Here is an 18,223-nt window from a genome sequence, read left to right on the forward strand (position 1 = left end):
CGAGGAGTAAGCAGGGAAGGGATTCTCTGGCCCGTGCTTTGCGCGGGTAGTGAGCGGGGCGGGCCGGTGTTCTCACCGGCCCGCCTTTTTCATTTTGGCAGCTTAACCGCTCCGCTTACGCCGGATGGCCGCGCCCCGTGCCAGCCAACCCGCGGCGACCCCCACGAGGAAGACCGTAAACAGGACCACGGCCCGCCATGCCTCCCAGGTCCAGATCAGGAACTCCACGCCGACAGTTTCCCGATTCTGCATCACAAAGCTGATTACCAGGGCCATCAAGACCGCGGCGATAACTGCTTTCAGTTTCTGCTGTCCAGTCACAGTTCCTCCTTATATCAATGGCTTACCAATTATCAGTTAGAGGTTACTTTAACGTGAAACGTTGCGCATTGCCGCTTACTCTTGGTCTTCCAAGGATAGACTCTGTTCCAGCAAATGGGGGGCATCGAAATGGCGTGTAGACATTTGTGGCATACCGGATAATCAAGAGCTCGCGTTCGAAACCCTGTAGACTTTTTGGATCTTCAGCAAGGCCGGTGGGTAGTGGCCTCGGCTGATAGTGGTTGCTATTTTTCACGCATGGCGCTCCAACATTTCGATGGCTTGAGTGATTGGAGCGATTTTTCGCATCGTTTACTCCTCGTGGTAAGTCCGCGTGGAACGGGGCAGGCGTTGGAGCGTGCTTATGCGTGGAACCGCGAAGCCGAGCAAGCACAACTTACCATTGCCCAGCGCTCCCGCCGTTCACTGCCCTTGATCAGGCCGCGCTGACCGTAGAGGCTGCGCCGACCGTCGGGGTGAGGCAGGGACCTTAGCGCTTCGGCAGGGCGGACAGAGAGTTCGGTTGACGAAATCGGCTCCCCGGCGGCGCGGGTGTCAGCGGCGCCCGCCCCCGAGCCGGGAAAGACCATGTAGTAGCAGCCGCAGCTATGCAGGCTTTCCGCTGCAAGCACCTCGCCATTCTCGGTCAGGGTGACGCGCCAGATCAGTCCGTCCAGGTGACCGCCAAGAAGATCGAAGACGCCTTGGCGCGGCCGTGCCGGCAGCCAGACCATGTAATTGAGCTGAGGCAGGATGCGACCGTGAAAGCGGGTGAAGCTGAGAAAGCGGTATTCGACCGGTTCATCGGTATCCACCCGGACGGTGCTCTCCGGCGACCACTCGGGTTGACCGAGGCGATCGTCCGGGCTGTCCTGGGCTATCCGCCAGACCGGTGCGTGTTTTGCATAGAGCTGCGTCAGCGCCTCGGTATCCGGTCTCGGGATCCCGAGGCTGTCACGTGGCCAATCAGCCCGAGCCGTCCCCGGCAGACGCTCGGCCGATCGGGCATCCTGAGCCAACCATTGCCGCGCCTCAGTCGCGTCCTCGGCGAACCCAGACGTCGCCAGGGCCTCGGATTGCTGACTGTGCAGACGATTGACGCCAACCAGGACGGGTAGGCGGGTCAGCGGATACATCCCCAGCCAGCGCATCCCGGTTCGGTACTCATCCGGCACTTCGGCGGCCGAGCGCAGTGAAATCTGCAGCGCCGGGTCCGAAAGCACTTCGTCGTTCAGGCGCTCACTGCATTGCTTGAGCGCGCGGACCCTCTCACCCACGGTCTCACTATGCGGCTCGGCCGTCTTGAGGTTGGCGAGTTCATAACGCCGGGCCTCAAGATCTTCTCTCGCTAAATGAGCCAGCCACCCTCGCCATAGCTCGGGGCCGTCGAGTTCATCGCGGAAAGATGCGATAAAGCGATTGCTGCGCAGCCAGGGAAAGCCTGCCACTCGGTAGGCGCCCTGATCATGAAGTTCGGCTGAGGCCAGGCGACGGTCCAGCGCCTCGTAATCCGCCAGACAGGCAGCGGCATCATCCGGCAGGGCGCCTGGGTCCAGCGGCGTCGTCGTGCAAGCAGCAAGCAGCAAGCAGCAAGCAGCAAGCAGAAGCATGCCGCCCAGCGGGCTAATTCGCCTGCAGAATCGCTTGCACTTGCGGGTCCCTGGAAGCATGAGTACACACCGTCTGGTTTCAGCGCCAAACTACCATAGGAGGGATTATCTAGTAATTAACATAATATATATTATACGCATAAATGGATTTTGGGCTTGAGCGGTGAATGGGCTCGGACTGGCCCCTGCCATGCCGTTCCGGGCCCTTTCAGAGCCATCGTCTTAAACGCCACGCCAGGCTCCCGAGTATGGCTTCCAGCCGGCCAGTGGCGCTGAGGCTCTCGTGACTGATGACCTGAGACTGACGGCGGTCCCGGTCAAACTGCTGATCCAGGGCCTGGCACAGGTCGCTGCGGCGACTGACCAGGTTCAGCTCCAGGTTGAGGAAAAAGCTGCGGTAGTCGAGGTTTGCCGTGCCGATCGTGCTCCATGCGCCATCGACGGTGAGACATTTTGCGTGCATCACCCTGCCTTGGTATTCGTAGATTGTGAGCCCATCATCAAGCAGGCGCCTGTACAGTTGGCGCGCAGCCAGCTGTGTGATCCAGACATCGCTGATGCTCGGCAGCAACAGTTCGACCCGGACACCCCGGGCAGCCGCTCGGCGCATCAGTTGCAGGGTCAAGGGGTCCGGAGCGAAGTATGGCGTTGTCACGCGGACTCGGTTCTCCGCCCCGGCCAGCGCTTCGCGGAACACGGCCCGAAATTGGCTGCGCTCGGCATGCGTCCGGTTGCTGACCAGCCGGAGGCCGGCGTATTCGCGGTGCCTGCGAGCGATGGGACGTGGCCGATGATGCCAGAGCGCATCGAAGATTTCCCGCGCCTCGGCCACCAATGACGGGTTATCCAGTCGCAGGTGGCTGTCTCGCCATCGTTCCTCGCCCACGGCCCGGTAGGAGCTCTCGGCGTGGATATTGAATCCACCGAGATACGCGCATGAGTCATCGATAATCAGTAACTTACAGTGATTTCTTAAATTAAAGCGCCAAGGGTCTCGCCAGGACCAGGGGTGGAACAAGCGGACTTCCACGCCTTGAATGCGCAGATCCCGAAAAAGGCCTTTTCGGGCCTCAAACAGGCATCCCAGCGCATCCACATGGAGGCGCACATGCACCCCGCGGCCGGCCGCATCCTTCAGTGCGCTGAGAAAACGCCGGCCGACGGGATCATCGGCGAAGATATAGGTCTCCAGCAGGATCTGCCGCTTGGCGGCATAGATCGACGCAAGCATGTCGGCATACAGGCCGTCACCCTCGTGGTAGAGACGATAGGGTGCCGTCGCTTCCAGGGCGGTTTCCGCTTTGGCCGGGTCTGCGTATGATGACGAGGTCATTCAGATAACGGTTCGAGCATGCGGGTACTGAATTACAATATACGTTATGCCACGGGCATTGGCCCGGGATTCCATTTCCCCCTGCCCTTGGCGGGCTATCTTCGCTCAACAGCGAAGAATCTGGACCGAATTACCCGCTTTGTCTCGGAAATTCGTCCGGATGTGGCGGGCCTCACGGAAGTGGACATGGGCTCCTTCCGTAGTGGCGCCATCAACCAGGCTGAGCATATTGCCGAGGCTTTGGGCCACTACCATTCCTTTGAGTCAAAATACTCCGAACGCTCCCTGAATACGCGGCTGCCGGTGGTGAGCAAGCAGGGAAACGCAATCCTGACCTCCCAGCCAATCGTGCAGGAGCATTTCCATTATTTCGATGCCGGAATAAAGCGCCTGATTCTCGAGATTGAACTCGATGAGGTGGTTCTCTACCTGGTTCATCTGTCAGTCAAGTATCGCCACCGCCATTACCAGCTCCGGAATCTCTATTCCCTTGTGGGGCAAAGCAATAAGCCCGTGATCGTCGCCGGAGACTTCAATACCTTCTGGGGTGACTATGAAATGCATCTTTTCATGGAAGCCTCGGGACTCCGCAATGCCAATGCCGCCGGTGATCCCACCTACCCCAGCTGGGCTCCCAGCCGGCAACTGGACTTCATACTTTATAGTGAGGGCCTGGAGGTGGTTGATTTTCGTATCCCCGACGTCCGTCTGTCAGACCACCTGCCTTTGGTCTGCGATTTCCGCATTACAGCTTAAGCAGGAGAAAGTAACCCCGCGATGGACTCCGTACCGATTCTGATCACCAGTGCCCTGGTCCTCACGCTCCTCGTGCTCGGCGGGATTGCCCTGGTGCTCCGCCGTCACCGCGCCCAGCGCCCCTACTCCACTGTCCTGGATGAAACGGTCCGCATGGACGACATCTGGGAGCAGTGGATGGAAATGGAGTTGCCGGACTCCCTGCACCGCCTGAGAGCCGAGGCCCGTCAGACCCTGGATAGCCATCAGCGGGATGCCATTCGGCAGGATCTCCTGGACTTCGAACGGGAAACCCTGGATGGCCGCTATCCCCTCACCCGCCTGCGGCAGGAAATGATGGCCAGTGTGGACCGGCGGATCATCAACATCGAAATCCTCCGGCTCGAGCCTCGCGACAAGGCCCGCTTGCGCAAACAGCAAAGCGACATCGTTCAGACGGATAGCCACGCACGGGAATATATTCTCGCCAATGAGCTGCGCCTGGCCGTGCTCCGGGAGTACGCCGCTCGCCGTTACGGTGACCGGGCGGAGAACGATTGGCTGGAAGTCTATGAAAAAGCAGCCCAGTTCAAACAACGTACCACCCGCTCAAGGCTCATGCGGGGTCTGGAAAGCGATGTGGAGTCCGCCCAGGACGCCCGGCAGCAGGCCATTGACGTGGTGGACCGACAGTTACAGATGCGGCTGCTGCAGGTTCCGCCCGGTACAAGTTTCCGCCGGGACCAGCGTCCGGCCACTGGCGAAAGTCCCCGCGGGACCGGGAGTACCGAAATCTAGCCCCACATTGAGCCGTTCCCCGGGTTCTGGCTGCTGCCCCCCCCTTGCGTCGGCAGGCTGCCTGTCAGTATGATTGAAACATCTGTTTGAAACTCGCTTCCAGGCCGGTTTTGGCGCGGCCTGATACCGGCCTGGCTCAGGCCAAAACCGTTCCAGCTCTGGCTGGAAACCGTCCAGGCAGCATGCTCCGGTGATCACATGACGACCGCTTCCAACCCCACCAAGGAACGAATCCTTTCCGCAGCGGAGCTGTTGTTTGCGGAAACCGGAATCGCGACCACCTCATTGCGCCGGATTACCGCTCGTGCCCGGGTCAACCTGGCGGCGGTGAACTATCATTTCGGGTCCAAGGACGGCCTCATCGATGCGGTGTATGAGCGGCGCCTGGGGCCGGTCACGGATGAGTGGCTGACCAACATCGAACGGCTTGAGCGGCAATACGGCGACGATCCGGCGCCGGTGGAGGAGATCGTGGAAGCCTTCGTCTTGCCCGTGGCACGGCTGGCATCGGATGAAGTGCGCGGTGGCCGCATCTTCATGCGCCTGCTCGCCCAAGGCTACAGCGAGGCTCGCCATTATTTCGAAAAGCTCTTCTCCAGTCAGTATCAGCACGTGCTGGACCGCTACCGTCAGGCCCTGAGGCGGGATCTGCCGGACGTTCCGGGAGAGACTCTGTGCTGGCGCCTGCAGTTTCTGCTCGGTGCGCTTACCCAGGGGCTTTCCGGCGGTGAATTGCTCAAGCTCATTGAGGGTCAGGCAGATCCCCGGGATACGGAAAGAGCCGTCAACGAGCTGATTCCATTCCTGGTGGCGGGACTCAAGGCGCCGGCACCCAAGCCGGCCGAGCAACCGCGGCTTGAACCGGCCGCCGGAACAGCAGACAGCGAGGGGGAAATAGCCTGATGGGAATCCGTGCATGGCTATTCCACCGAGTCGTGAACTGGTTGCGGGCCGATGTGGTTCCGCAGCACCACCTTTATAGCAACTACAAACGACTGTCCTTCGAGGTCGAGCCAGGTGACGTGGTGCTGGTGGAAGGCAGGACCCGCGTCAGCGAAGTCATCAAGACCGTGACCCAGAGTAACTGGACTCACTCGGCCATTTATATTGGCCGTCTGATGGACATCAATGATCACGTTCTCCGGGAGACTATTGCCAAGCACTATGACGGAGATCCCACTGAGCAACTGCTAATTGAGAGCATGCTTGGCCAGGGAACCATCGTCACCCCCCTGAAAAACTATCAGGGCGAACATTTGCGGATCTGCCGGCCAATGGGGCTCAGCCGGGAAGACCAGATGCGAGTGATCCGCTATGCCGCAAGCCAGCTGGGGATGGAATACGATGTTCGTCAGCTACTGGATCTGGCGCGTTTTTTCTTTCCCTATGCCCTACTCCCCCGGCGCTGGCGTTCCAGTCTGTTTGAGCAACATCCAGGCGAAGCCACTCGTCACGTCTGCTCATCAATGATGGCCGAGGCCTACAGTGCGGTGAATTTCCCTGTTCTACCCTTCATTGAGCGTCGCCCCGACGGCAGCATGATTTTGTATAAGCGAAATCCGAGGCTGTTCGTGCCCAAGGATTTTGATTACTCGCCCTACTTCGATGTTCTCAAGTTCCCCTACCTGGACCGTGGGGATATCGCAGCCTATCGCTGCCTGCCATGGTCGGAGAGCGGCATTGTCTACAACGACGAGAATGACTTTCGTCAGCGCCTGAGGGAAACGGTTAGATCAGGAGATGAGAGTCTTTCCGATACGGAAGGTCAGGATGAGACGGCTGCCAGCCTTGATGGAGAACAGAAGCTGGACGATACCCCAGACAACCCAGAGCAGGCAGCCGATGCCGAAAAAGATGATCGGCCGACTGAGACCCGCTAACAATTCATTTTTCCTTGCATTAACCCCCAGGGAGTCAACCCATGAGTGAAGCGAAGCAGCAGAACTGGCATTTGGAGATCGACAGCAGTCGTGTCGGCTGGCTGAAGTTTGACAAGGCGGAAGCCAGTGCCAATACCCTCTCCCGCGATGTCATGGTGGAGCTGGGCGAACGCCTGGAAGAAGTCGAGAAGGAAGACATCAAGGGACTGGTTGTTTATTCAGCCAAGAAAAGCGGCTTCATCGCCGGCGCGGATATCAAGGAATTCACCACCCTGAACAGTGCCGACGAAGCCCTGGACCTGATTCGCAACGGCCAAAAGGTGCTTGAGCGCCTCGAGGGGCTCAAGTGCACCACCGTAGCAGCGATCCACGGTTTCGCTCTGGGGGGTGGCCTCGAGCTGGCCCTGGCCTGTGATTATCGGGTGGCCGCCGACGACGAGCGCACCCAGCTGGGCCTGCCGGAAGTCAAGCTTGGCATTCACCCCGGTTTTGGCGGAACCGTGCGCTCCATTCGCCTGGTGGGTGTCTTCTCGGCCATGGACATGATGCTGTCGGGCCGAAGCCTGCGTGGCAAGGCGGCTCTCAAGATTGGCCTGGTGGACCGACTCGTGCCGCACGACAGCATGCACGATGCAGCTCGCCAGATCGCACTTACGCCCCCCGGGAAGAAAAAGGCACCGTTCACTGCCCGTCTGGCCAACCTTCCGGGTGTGCGAGGCTTCATGGCAGGTCAAATGGAGAAGCAGGTCGCGGCCAAGGCACCGAAACAGCACTATCCGGCTCCCTACGCCATTATTGACCTTTGGCGCCGGCACTGGGGCAACGAAGGCCAGATGTATCTGGAAGAAGCCCAATCCATCGCCCGTTTAATGATGGGTGAAACAGCCAGGAACCTGGTCCGTGTCTTCCTGCTGCAGGACAAGCTGAAAGGGCTTGGCAACAAGAAAGACCTTGACCTCAAGCGTGTGCATGTTGTGGGCGCCGGCGTCATGGGCGGAGATATCGCTGCCTGGTCGGCCCTGAGTGGTTTCGAGGTTACCTTGCAGGACCAGAACGAAGAACAGGTTCAGGGGGCGCTGGATCGGGCCCGCAAGCTGTTTGAGAAAAAACTCAAGACCGAGGACAAGGTCAAGGCAGCTGTTGACCGCCTCCGCATGGATATTGCAGGGGATGGTGTCGCTCAGGCAGATGTGGTCATCGAAGCCATTTTTGAGAATGCGGAAGCGAAGCAGTCGCTTTACAATGAACTGGAACCCCGTATGCGCAAGGATGCGGTGCTGGCTACCAACACTTCCAGCATCCGCCTTGAGACCCTGCGTGGCACCCTGTCCGATCCCAAGCGACTGGTCGGCCTGCACTTCTTCAACCCAGTGGCCAAGATGCCGCTCGTCGAGGTGATTCACACCGATGACACCGATTCCGAGGTCATCCGAAAGGCCCTGGCCTATACGCGACATGTAAATCGCCTACCGGTGCCCTGCAAGAGCGCCCCCGGTTTCCTGGTCAATCGCATCCTGATGCCTTACATGATGGAAGCAGTCCTGGCCTATGAGGACGGCGTTCCCCTGGAGGCCATCGACAAGGCGGCGAAGAACTACGGTATGCCCATGGGGCCGGTGGAGCTGGCTGATACGGTGGGTCTTGATGTCGGCCTCTCGGTGGCCAAGATACTGGGCAAGGAATTCGACATGCCCGTGCCCACTGAGCTGGAGAAAATGGTCGAGGCCAAGAAACTCGGTCGCAAGACGGGGGAAGGTTTCTATAAGTACGAAGATGGCAAAGCGGTCAAGGACCGCAGCAAGGCCAATGAAATCCCCGCAGATCTGACCGATCGACTGGTTCTGCCAATGATCAATACCGCCGTTGCCTGCCTCCGAGAGGGTATCGTCGAGAATGAAGAGATCCTTGATGGTGGCGTTATCTTTGGCACGGGCTTCGCTCCCTTCCGGGGTGGTCCGATCAATTACGCCCGCAGCGAAGGCATCAAGGAAGTCAAGAGCCGCCTGGAGAAGCTGCAGAAGACCTACGGTGATCGCTTCAAGCCGGATGCTGGTTGGGATCAGCTTTGAACCCAGGAATAAGCCGGTCTGTGTCGGGAGGGAAAGCCCTCCCGACAACAAGATAAAAGGAGATGGGGATGTACTGGGAAGATCCACCAAAAGATAGAGAGGCCGCGGTGCGAACCTTGGCCATGCCCAAGGACACCAATGGCCTGGGTGACATTTTCGGCGGCTGGATCATGTCTCATGCCGACGTGGCTGGCGCGATACTGGCCTATCGACGTGCGGCTGGCCGCGTGGTCACCGTGGCAGTCAACGACGTCAAATTCTTGCGGCCGGTATTTGTCGGTGACGTGGTGAGTTTCTACTGCGATGTAGCCAAGGTTGGCAATTCATCAATAACGGTGGAGATCACGATCTTTTCTGAGAGAAATGACGGTGGTGTGGCCCGCCATGTCCGCGTAGCCACCGCCTCGATCACCTATGTTCACATTGATCTGGACGGACGTCCGCGCCCCGTCCCTCAGGGCGAGGATCAAAAACGTCCCAGGAAAGACCCGGACGGGCGACCCAGCTAGGTTTCCCTACCAGAGAAAGGCCGCTAGTGGCGGCTTGCGAACGTCACATGGTGTGTGTGGGGCGATCAGCACCCAAGGCACCGGCAAGGTAGGTTTCGATTTTACTCTGGGTTTTCCCGCCGTCCTTGTCCGAGAACTGCACGCCAATGCCGGCCACGCGCTTGCCGCCGGCACCCCGTGGCGTTACCCAGACAACCTTGCCGGCCACGGGTATCTTCTCGTTGTCATCCATCAGGCTCAGCAGCAGAAACACTTCGTCACCCAGGCGATAGGGTTTACTGGTGGGGATGAACAGACCGCCATTCTTCACGTAACTCATATAGGCCACGTAAAGGGCACTTTTGTCCTTGATAGTCAGGGTCAGGATACCCTGTTGTGGCCCCTTGGCTGCACTCATGCCCTTGCCTCACTATGTTTTGCCCGTTGAGTGGGCCGACTGGCCGCATACCACCGCCCCAGCAGGGACTCGATCAGCAGCTGCGGATTGGCACTATCGGCCCGGCGCTCGGCGTCATCAAGCGCCTGATGGAGTTCATGTGCTGCCTTCCAGTCTATTGCCTTCAGTAGCTTTTGCAACTCGGCATTGTCGTCATCCAGCAGTGGACTGGAGAACCCGGGCCCCGCCTGACCACGACGAATCAGGGCTTCCAGCCAGATTCGCCACCATTGAAGCAGTGCCGTCAATTCCTGTTTACTCAAGCGCTCGGCTGCGGCAACCAGCGACTCGCGGCCGCTGGCCACTGCCAACAGGGCCCCACTGCTCTCCCGCGCGCGGCCCAGGCCACCGCTTTCAAGCCAGGACAGGGCGGCCAGCGGGCTGCCATCTGCCATTGCCAGCGCCTCGGCCCTGTCCGCTTCCGTCGCCTGGGTTTCCTGAAGGGGTTGTTTCAGCAACCAGGCCAGGGCCTCGTCCCTGGTGGGACGAGGCAGCTCCAGCACCTGGCTCCGACTGCGGACGGTAGCCGGCAAGCGACCCGGCAAGGCACTTATCAACACCATAACGGTATTGCCTGGCGGCTCTTCCAGGGTCTTGAGCAGGCTGTTTGCGGCACCGGTGGTCATGCGTTCTGCCGGTTCAATCAACGCGTGCTTGCCACTCTCGCTGCTCGCGGTCAGAGAAAGCCACTCAGTCAGCTGCCGAAGCTGGTCAATAAGGATGTTGCGGCGCTTGGCCTCGATCCCCACTGAACGATAGTCGGCATGACTGCCGGCCAGGAACTGCCGACAGCCATCACATTCGCCACAGGCGGTTCCCTGGGCGCGAGGATGGCGGCATAGCCGTGCCTGGATAAAGGCTTCAGCGAACAGGCGCTTTCCTACCCCCCTGGGCCCGCTCAACAGCAGGGCATGAGGCATGCGCCCCTCTCGATGGTGACGCATCAGCCGCTCCCAGGCTTGATGCTGCCAGGGCAGCGGCTCACGTGTTGAAGGATGCTCCGGCGCTTCACCCATGGCTGCTGGGGCTCCCCGTTTTCAACCAATCTTCGAGAGTGTCGCTGAGGCTGGACTGCACCGAATCCAGGGGGCGATCGGCATCAACCACTCGGAAGCGTGCCGGCTCCTGGCGAGCACGGGCCAAATACGCCTGGCGAATTCGTTCGAAGAATGCCCGTTGTTCGGATTCGAATCGATCCCGATCCCCGCGCCGATCGGCGCGCGAAAAGCCCACCTCCACCGGCGCATCCAGCAAGAGGGTGAGATCAGGGCGGAGACTGCCCTGGACCCAGCTCTCGAGCCAGGCCACCGGCTGCTCCCCGAGGCCACGGCCGGCACCCTGGTAAGCATAGGTGGCATCAGTGAAACGGTCACACAGCACCCACTCCCCCCGGGCCAGGGCAGGCCTCACCACCTCCTCAAGGTGGCTGTCACGGGCCGCAAAGATCAGTAGCAATTCCGCCCGGTCGGTGATCGGCGCGCTGTCGCGATTGAGCAAGAGTTCGCGGACGGACTCGGCAAAGCGGGTGCCGCCGGGTTCACGGGTGCGAAGGACGGAAATACCGCGCTGCTCCAGCCAGCTCGCTATGAAATCCATATTGGAGGACTTGCCAACGCCCTCCCCCCCTTCCAGGGTAATGAATCGCCCTGCCCCGTCAGTCATTGCCCTCTCCACCCAGGTCTATGTCCTCGCCCAGTTGATACTTTCGAACCGCGCGATTGTGTTCCCGGAGCGTCGGCGAAAAGTGATGGGTACCATCATTGCGGGAGACGAAATACAGGTATTCACCCACTTCCGGGTGAACTGTGGCCTCCAATGCGGCACGCCCCGGCATGGCAATGGGGGTGGGTGGCAAGCCATGCCGAGTGTAGGTGTTGTACGGTGTGTCCGTGCGAAGGTGCCGATACCGCAATCGCCCCTCGAACTCCCCTTCCGGCAGGCCATAAATAACGGTGGGGTCGGTTTGCAGGCGCATTCCCTCGCGCAGACGCCGAACGAAAACACCGGCGACCTTGCCGCGCTCACCGTCAGCGCCGGTTTCCCGCTCGACGATGGAAGCCAGGATCAATGCCTCGTAGGGATCGTCCAGTGGCAGACCGCCATCCCGTTGCGACCAGACCGACTCCAGGGTTTCCTCCATCGCCCGATGAGCGCGGGTCAAGATCTGGCGGTCGCTGGTCCCGCGAGGGAAAACGTAAGTGTCCGGGAGGAACCAGCCTTCGGGATGCAGGGCTGCAGAGCCGATCGCTGCCATGACGTCTTCGTCAGACATGCCCTCAAGGGTATGTTCCACTGCCTCATGACGGGCAAGGGCTTGGCGCATTTGCCGGAAGGTCCAGCCTTCCACCAAGGTGAAGCGGTACATGACCACATCGCCACGCTCCAGGCGCTCAACCAGCTCGGGCAGGGTCATGCCAGGTTCGATCCGGTATTCACCGGCACGGATATTACGCCCCTGACCGCTGATGCGGGACCAGTAACGTACCCGCTCGGCATCGGCAATAATGCCCTCACTCTCCAGTTGGCGGGCAAGACGCAGAAGATTGTCGCCCCGCTCGACAACAACCGTCTGACTCGTCTCCACCGCCAGTGGCCGGGACTCCAGTTCCTGCCATTGCTGCCACAACCAGGCCGCCAATGCCGCAGTCAGCAGCAACAGCACCCCAAGGCCCGGCAACACTATATGCCGGAACCATTTCAATTTTCCTGCTCCAGAATCCGCTGCAGTTGGCATGTCAGCTTACCCGGCTCCCATTGTTTCTGCTGTCCGTCCACGTCCAGGCTGACTACTGGTCGAATGCCCATCACGCTGTTGCACATGAAGACCTCGTCCGCCTCAAGGATATCCTCGGGACGAATCTCGCTCACCTTGCTCGCAATGTCCAGAGCGGGCGCCCGTTCCAGAACCAGCCCGCGGATGATTCCGGCCACCCCGGCCCCCCTCAGCTCAGGGGTAATCAGTTGACCAGCCCGCACAATGAAGATGTTGGATGATACGCCCTCCACCACGCGACCGTCGCGATCCAGCAGCAGACCTTCGTCACAGGACCTACTATCCACTTCGCGTCGGGCCAGAATCTGCTCCAGCCGGTTGCAGTGTTTGACGCCGGCCAGGGCAGGCTGTTCACTGAGCCGCAATTTGCAGGTCGTGACAGAAAGCTGCTCAGGCAAGCCGGTCGGCCAGGGCAGGCAGGCGCTGTAGCGGGTCAGCTCTGGCGCAGAGGCCCGGGCATACCCTCGGCCTGCCTTACCGGCGGTAACAATCAGCTTCAAGACGGCCTCGTCATGCCCGCTGGCCAGGCTGGTCAGCTCACGCTCCAGTACTCGACGCTCGGGCCGGGGTAGGCCCAGTCGCTCACACCCCCATTCGAGACGGTCCAGATGCCGTGTCAGCCGCAGCGCACGGCCAGAGCGGACGGCAATGGTTTCGAACAGGCCATCGCCGAACTGTAAACCCCGATCCAGGCCGCCGGCAGGCAATGGCTGCCCATTGCAGTACCAGACGTGGCTCGCACCACTCATGAGCCCGGCTCCAGCGCCAGGACCATACCCCGAGCCTTGGCGCGGGTTTCCTCCAGTTCCCTGTCCGGCACGGAATCCGCAACAATCCCGCCTCCCGCAAGCAAACGAAGGTCACGACCCTGGCATTCCATAGTCCGGATCAGGATGCTGCTGTCCATGCTGCCATCGCGATTGATGTAACCCAGACTGCCGGTGTAAGCACCACGCGGCCGGGCCTCCAGTTCCGCAATGATTTCCATGCAGCGGACCTTGGGACAGCCGGTGATGGTCCCACCCGGAAAGACAGCCTGGAGAATCTCCCCCGGGCTGACCGAGTCGGCGACTCGGCCACGCACATTGGAAACGATGTGGTGCACATGGGCATAACTCTCCAGCACCATCAGCTCATTGACCTCGACCGTTCCCGGCCGACAGATCCGCCCCAGATCATTCCGTTCCAGATCGATGAGCATGATGTGCTCCGCCCGCTCCTTGGGGTGGCCGATCAGCTCCGACCGTAGGGCATCGTCCTCACCGGCCAATTGCCCCCGGGGTCGTGTACCGGCGATGGGACGGGTATTGACCCAGTCGTCCCGGCGGCTAACAAGGCGCTCCGGCGAGGAGCTGATGATGGCCTGGTCGCCACGCACCGCCAGACCGGCAAAGGGGCCCGGATTGGTCCGACGCAGACGCCGGTACACATCCTGGGGCCGGACATCCTCCGCCAGCTGCCCACGCCAGGCCCGGGAAAGATTGGCCTGAAAGATGTCCCCATCGTGGATGTAGTGCCTTGCACGCTCTACCGCCCGACAATACAAACTCGGGTCTTCCTCTACCAGATTGGCACCGAGTAACTGTTCGGGTTCCGCTTGCCGGGGCTGAGCCTGGGCGGCGTCACGGCATATTTCTGCCAGGTTGTCCTCCTGGCCGGGTTCGGCTACGGCCCAGGCCGCCTGTTGGCCGTGATCAATGATCACCGCCGCCGGAACACGGGCGGCCCATGCCCTGGGCATATCGCCATCTGAAGGCAGATTCAGTTTCGGCTCGACCACGCCCGCCATCTCGTAAGCCAGATAGAAAAACCAGCCACCAGTGAACGGCAGGTGACTGGTCGTGGCGGACAGGCGCTCCTGCCGCCAGGCCTCGTCCAGGCGCTGGAAAAAATCGTCCGGGTCGGCACCGGCAGGACAGCTAATGCTGTCGCCGGGGAAGGCAAACAGAATGGAGAAACGACCGTTGTCGCCACCCGCCGCTTCGGCACGGGCAGCGCTTTCCAACAGAAAGGGATAGCGCGCGGGCTGCGCTTCGTGCATCGCCAGAAGGTCTGGTATCACCTCCAGACGGCGTTGCAGATGGACCGCATCATGCATGGATCACCCGCCCCTGACGCGGACCTGGGTTTTCAGTCCAGCTTGCGGAATACCAGCGTACCGTTGGTGCCGCCAAACCCGAAAGAGTTGGACAGAGCCACATTGATCTGGCGTTCCTGAGGTTCGCCCGGCACATAATTCAGGTCGCAGCCTTCATCCGGGTTCTCAAGATTGATGGTCGGCGGTGCCACCTGGTCCCGAATGGCAAGGACGCTAAAGATGGCTTCCACACCGCCTGCCGCACCCAGAAGGTGGCCGGTCATGGATTTGGTGGAACTGACCGCGATATCTCGGGCGTGGTCACCCAGCAGGTCCTTGGTGGCCTGGGTTTCGGCCAGATCACCCAGCTTGGTGGATGTGCCGTGGGCGTTCACGTAGTCCACTTCCTGCGGGTTGATACCCCCGTCCTTGAGGGCGTTTTCCATGCAGCGACGGGCACCCTCGCCGTCTTCCGGCGGTGCGGTCATGTGGTGGGCGTCGCCACTCATGCCGAAACCGGCCAGTTCTGCGTAAATCTTGGCGCCCCGCTTGCGGGCACTTTCGTATTCCTCAAGTACCAGCACGCCGGCACCGTCGCCCAGCACGAAGCCGTCACGATCACGATCCCAGGGGCGGCTGGCCTGTTCCGGTTCTTCATTGCGGGTCGACAGGGCGCGAGCCGCGCAGAAGCCGCCGAGACCCACCGGGGTGGTACCCATCTCTGCCCCACCGGCCACCATGGCATCCGCATCCCCGTAGGCAATTGCCCGGGCGGCGATACCGATATTGTGAGTTGCCGTGGTACAGGCCGTGACCAAGGCCAGATTCGGACCCTTGAGGCCGTACATGATGGACAGATTCCCGGAGATCATGTTGATGATGGTCCCGGGAACGAAGAAGGGGGAAATGCGTTTGGCACTGCCGTTGTCGAGCCAGGTCTTGTGGGCCTTTTCAATGCCATCAAGCCCGCCAATGCCCGAACCCACGGATACGCCGATCCGCTCGGCATTGTCGTCGCTCACTTCCAGGCCGGAATCCCGCATGGCCTGAATGGACGCCACCATGCCGTAGTGGATGAAGGGATCCATCCGTCGGGCGTCACGCTTGTCGAGATATTCCGAATGATCGAAACCCTTGACCTCGCCGGAGAAGCGGGTGGGGAAATTGCTCACATCAAACCGGGTAACCGGCCCGATACCACTCTTTCCGGCCAGGATGTCGGACCAGGCGGATTCCACGGTGCTACCCACCGGAGAGACAATCCCCAGACCCGTGACGACAACGCGACGTTTAGCCAAGCTTCACCTCATGCGGACGGCGGTGCATTCAGAAGCAGCCCCGGCGGCTCCCGCCAGGGCTGCTTCCCGGAAGACGAACGACGAACTGACTCAGCTGTCGCTGAGATGCTCGTTGATGTAATCGATCGCCTGCTGGACGGTGGTGATCTTCTCGGCCTCTTCGTCCGGAATCTCACACTCGAATTCTTCTTCCAGGGCCATCACCAGCTCGACGGTGTCGAGGGAGTCGGCGCCCAGATCATCCACGAAGGAAGCTTCGCTCTTGACTTCCTCTTCCTTAACGCCGAGCTGTTCGACGACGATCTTCTTAACACGTTCCTCAATGCTGCTCATCGTTCAAAAGTCCTCCCGATGGAAACTGGAGACCCCCCGAGACCGACCCTGTCGGCGCTTGCAAGAGGCCTGAACTCATACGGGGGTGCCATCCGGCGCCCCCGTCACTGCGGCGGCTATTGTAGTTAAAACATCCATCCCATGCCACACCGTTCCGAAAATTGCTTAAATACCTTGATAATTCAGCAGCTTAGCGTCGGCCTCGGCGTTTGAATGCCGGCGTCGGGACGGTCAATCCATATGCAGCCCGCCGTTGACGTGGATGGTTTCCCCGGTGACATAGGCCGCATCAGGCGAGACCAGGAAGCGTACCGCACCGGCAATATCCTCCGGCTGTCCCAGCCGGCCCAATGCCACATCGTTCAACATGGCTTCACGCTGGGCTTCGGGCAGACCCCGGGTCATGTCCGTCTCAATGAAACCGGGGGCCACCGTATTCACGGTGATATTCCGCGACCCGACTTCCCGCGCCATGGCCTTGCTGAAACCCACCACGCCGGCCTTGGCAGCGCAGTAATTGACCTGTCCGGGATTGCCGGTAAAACCGACCACGGAGCCCACATTGACGATCCGACCCTCCTTGGCTTTCATCATCCCCCGCAGCAGGGCCTTGCTCAGACGGAAAATACCGCTGAGGTTGGTCTCGATAACCTGATCCCATTCATCGTCCTTCATCCGCATCATCAGGTTGTCGCGGGTCACCGCGGCGTTGTTGACCAGAATCACCGGGGCTCCCTCTTCCTTGAGATCAGCCAGAAAGGCCTCAATCGACTCCTTGGAGGATACATCCAGCACCGCGCCCCGGCCTCGATCGCCCAGCGCCTCCCCGATGGCGTTGGCGCCCTTCTCGGAGGTGGCAGTCCCGATCACCCGGGCGCCGGCCTCGGCCAGGCTGGTGGCAATGGCGCGGCCAATGCCACGAGAGGCGCCGGTGACGACTGCGAGCTTTCCATCAAGCATAGTGACTCCCGTTATTTCAGTTAGAAAAAGCAAAAATCAATCCGAGCCATTCTCACCGGAGAGGGCCTCAAGGGCTTTGTCCAGGGATTCAGGATCCATGACCGGGTGCGCCGGCATGCGGCGATCAATTCGCCGGTTCAGGCCACACAAGACCTTGCCCGGACCGGCTTCCACCACCGCTTGAATGCCCCGCTCCTGCATGGCCTCAATGGTCTCCACCCAGCGTACCGGGTGATTGAGCTGCGCCACCAGGGCATCACGAATACCACTGGCATTGTGTTCAACTTCCACGTTGAAGTTGTGAATCACCGGCACTGCAGGCATTTCTATGGCCACATCAGCAAGCCGCTTGGCCATGGCCTCGGCGGCCGACCCCATCAAACGGCAATGAGAAGGCACGCTCACCGGCAGCGGCATGGCGCGCTTCGCGCCCGCCGCCTTGGCCTCGGCAATGGCCCGCTCCACGGCGCCTTTGTGTCCCGCGATCACCACTTGGCCCGGGGAGTTGAAATTAACCGGCTCCACCACTTCCTCATCGGCCGCCTTGCCACAGACTTCCGCCACCTGGTCATCGTCCAGCCCCAAAATCGCCGCCATGGCACCGCTACCCTCCGGGACGGCTTCCTGCATGGCCTGCCCGCGGAACTGGACCAGTTTTACGGCTTCATCGAAAGCCAGGCTGCCGGCGGCCACCAGGGCTGCGTACTCGCCCAGGCTGTGTCCTGCCATGAGGTCCGGCTGGGGACCGCCCCGGCCTTGCCAGACCCGCCAGACGGCCACCCCGGCGGTCAGCAGTGCCGGCTGGGTCCACTCGGTCCGGTTAAGCTGCTCCTCCGGCCCCTCCTGGGACAGTTTCCAGAGATCAGCGCCGAGGGCGTCGGAGGCTTCGGTAAAGCTGTCACGGACCTCTGGATAGGCCTCGGCCAATTGCTTGAGCATGCCCACGGACTGGGCACCCTGGCCGGGAAAGATCATGGCGAAGGACATGGCCTGCTCCTGCATGGTTTTGAAAAATGGATGGATTGCCCTGATTGTCACGCCCCTGGTCGAGCCCGCGGCCTCTCCCCAGGTGGCTCTTCGTGCGTGGCAAG

19 protein-coding genes are annotated in these 18,223 nt (G+C 60.7%); 6 read left to right on the forward strand and 13 right to left on the reverse strand.

What is annotated here, in order from left to right:
• Nucleotides 1-102: 102 nt before the first annotated feature.
• From ACJWXQ_RS02745 to ACJWXQ_RS02755, 3 genes are all read right to left on the reverse strand, one after another.
• Nucleotides 103-321 carry a lipopolysaccharide assembly protein LapA domain-containing protein gene (locus tag ACJWXQ_RS02745; protein WP_406672090.1) on the reverse strand — a complete coding sequence of 73 codons (219 nt, stop codon included), beginning with the start codon at nucleotides 319-321 and terminating at the stop codon, nucleotides 103-105.
• Between the two features lie 362 nt (nucleotides 322-683).
• Nucleotides 684-1,931 (reverse strand): hypothetical protein, encoded by a 1,248-nt coding sequence (locus ACJWXQ_RS02750; protein WP_406672091.1) that lies wholly within the window; start codon nucleotides 1,929-1,931, stop codon nucleotides 684-686.
• Nucleotides 1,932-2,139: 208 nt separating this feature from the next.
• Complete coding sequence (locus ACJWXQ_RS02755; RefSeq protein ID WP_406672092.1) at nucleotides 2,140-3,264, reverse strand: phospholipase D-like domain-containing protein; 1,125 nt, start codon at nucleotides 3,262-3,264, stop codon at nucleotides 2,140-2,142.
• Nucleotides 3,265-3,282: 18 nt separating this feature from the next.
• Here ACJWXQ_RS02755 and ACJWXQ_RS02760 point away from each other — a divergent pair, with 18 nt between their 5' ends.
• From ACJWXQ_RS02760 to ACJWXQ_RS02785, 6 genes are all read left to right on the forward strand, one after another.
• Nucleotides 3,283-4,020, forward strand: coding sequence for an endonuclease/exonuclease/phosphatase family protein (locus ACJWXQ_RS02760; RefSeq protein ID WP_346050915.1), 738 nt, complete (start codon nucleotides 3,283-3,285; stop codon nucleotides 4,018-4,020).
• A 21-nt stretch (nucleotides 4,021-4,041) separates the two neighbouring features.
• Nucleotides 4,042-4,797, forward strand: a complete 756-nt coding sequence (locus ACJWXQ_RS02765) for a hypothetical protein (RefSeq protein ID WP_346050914.1) — start codon at nucleotides 4,042-4,044, stop codon at nucleotides 4,795-4,797.
• Between the two features lie 198 nt (nucleotides 4,798-4,995).
• Nucleotides 4,996-5,700 carry a TetR/AcrR family transcriptional regulator gene (locus tag ACJWXQ_RS02770; RefSeq protein WP_346050913.1) on the forward strand — a complete coding sequence of 235 codons (705 nt, stop codon included), beginning with the start codon at nucleotides 4,996-4,998 and terminating at the stop codon, nucleotides 5,698-5,700.
• Nucleotides 5,700-6,677 (forward strand): YiiX/YebB-like N1pC/P60 family cysteine hydrolase, encoded by a 978-nt coding sequence (locus tag ACJWXQ_RS02775; protein WP_406672093.1) that lies wholly within the window; start codon nucleotides 5,700-5,702, stop codon nucleotides 6,675-6,677. Before ACJWXQ_RS02770 ends, ACJWXQ_RS02775 begins: the two co-directional genes overlap by 1 nt.
• 41 nt (nucleotides 6,678-6,718) lie before the next feature.
• Nucleotides 6,719-8,746, forward strand: coding sequence for a 3-hydroxyacyl-CoA dehydrogenase NAD-binding domain-containing protein (locus ACJWXQ_RS02780; RefSeq protein WP_406672094.1), 2,028 nt, complete (start codon nucleotides 6,719-6,721; stop codon nucleotides 8,744-8,746).
• 68 nt (nucleotides 8,747-8,814) lie between these two features.
• Nucleotides 8,815-9,255 (forward strand): acyl-CoA thioesterase, encoded by a 441-nt coding sequence (locus ACJWXQ_RS02785; protein WP_346050910.1) that lies wholly within the window; start codon nucleotides 8,815-8,817, stop codon nucleotides 9,253-9,255.
• A gap of 43 nt (nucleotides 9,256-9,298) precedes the next feature.
• On the opposite strand, the gene ACJWXQ_RS02790 is transcribed toward ACJWXQ_RS02785, so the two are convergent.
• The 10 genes from ACJWXQ_RS02790 to fabD form a co-directional block, all read right to left on the reverse strand.
• On the reverse strand, nucleotides 9,299-9,652 hold the full coding sequence (locus ACJWXQ_RS02790) for a PilZ domain-containing protein (protein WP_346050909.1): 354 nt from the start codon (nucleotides 9,650-9,652) through the stop codon (nucleotides 9,299-9,301).
• Nucleotides 9,649-10,707, reverse strand: coding sequence for a DNA polymerase III subunit delta' (gene holB, locus ACJWXQ_RS02795; protein WP_346050908.1), 1,059 nt, complete (start codon nucleotides 10,705-10,707; stop codon nucleotides 9,649-9,651). The genes ACJWXQ_RS02790 and holB overlap by 4 nt, the downstream gene beginning before the upstream one ends.
• The gene (tmk, locus tag ACJWXQ_RS02800) at nucleotides 10,700-11,353 is read right to left on the reverse strand and encodes a dTMP kinase (RefSeq protein ID WP_346050907.1); all 654 of its coding nucleotides are present in this window, start codon (nucleotides 11,351-11,353) and stop codon (nucleotides 10,700-10,702) included. The genes holB and tmk overlap by 8 nt, the downstream gene beginning before the upstream one ends.
• Nucleotides 11,346-12,392 (reverse strand): endolytic transglycosylase MltG, encoded by a 1,047-nt coding sequence (gene mltG / locus ACJWXQ_RS02805; protein ID WP_346050906.1) that lies wholly within the window; start codon nucleotides 12,390-12,392, stop codon nucleotides 11,346-11,348. Before mltG ends, tmk begins: the two co-directional genes overlap by 8 nt.
• A complete protein-coding gene (gene pabC / locus ACJWXQ_RS02810) occupies nucleotides 12,389-13,213 on the reverse strand; it encodes an aminodeoxychorismate lyase (protein WP_346050905.1) in 825 nt (274 codons plus the stop codon). Before pabC ends, mltG begins: the two co-directional genes overlap by 4 nt.
• Nucleotides 13,210-14,562, reverse strand: a complete 1,353-nt coding sequence (locus ACJWXQ_RS02815; protein WP_346050904.1) for an aminodeoxychorismate synthase component I — start codon at nucleotides 14,560-14,562, stop codon at nucleotides 13,210-13,212. The genes pabC and ACJWXQ_RS02815 overlap by 4 nt, the downstream gene beginning before the upstream one ends.
• Before the next feature lie 32 nt (nucleotides 14,563-14,594).
• Nucleotides 14,595-15,839: a beta-ketoacyl-ACP synthase II gene (fabF, locus tag ACJWXQ_RS02820; protein WP_406672095.1), complete on the reverse strand. Its 1,245-nt coding sequence runs from the start codon at nucleotides 15,837-15,839 to the stop codon at nucleotides 14,595-14,597.
• 90 nt (nucleotides 15,840-15,929) lie between these two features.
• Nucleotides 15,930-16,172 (reverse strand): acyl carrier protein, encoded by a 243-nt coding sequence (gene acpP / locus ACJWXQ_RS02825; protein ID WP_346050902.1) that lies wholly within the window; start codon nucleotides 16,170-16,172, stop codon nucleotides 15,930-15,932.
• Nucleotides 16,173-16,403: 231 nt separating this feature from the next.
• Nucleotides 16,404-17,132 carry a 3-oxoacyl-ACP reductase FabG gene (gene fabG / locus ACJWXQ_RS02830; protein WP_346050901.1) on the reverse strand — a complete coding sequence of 243 codons (729 nt, stop codon included), beginning with the start codon at nucleotides 17,130-17,132 and terminating at the stop codon, nucleotides 16,404-16,406.
• A gap of 36 nt (nucleotides 17,133-17,168) precedes the next feature.
• Complete coding sequence (gene fabD / locus ACJWXQ_RS02835) at nucleotides 17,169-18,119, reverse strand: ACP S-malonyltransferase (protein WP_406672096.1); 951 nt, start codon at nucleotides 18,117-18,119, stop codon at nucleotides 17,169-17,171.
• Nucleotides 18,120-18,223 lie beyond the last annotated feature (104 nt).

Source organism: Natronospira sp. (genome assembly GCF_007134575.1).
GTDB lineage: Bacteria > Pseudomonadota > Gammaproteobacteria > Natronospirales > Natronospiraceae > Natronospira > Natronospira elongata.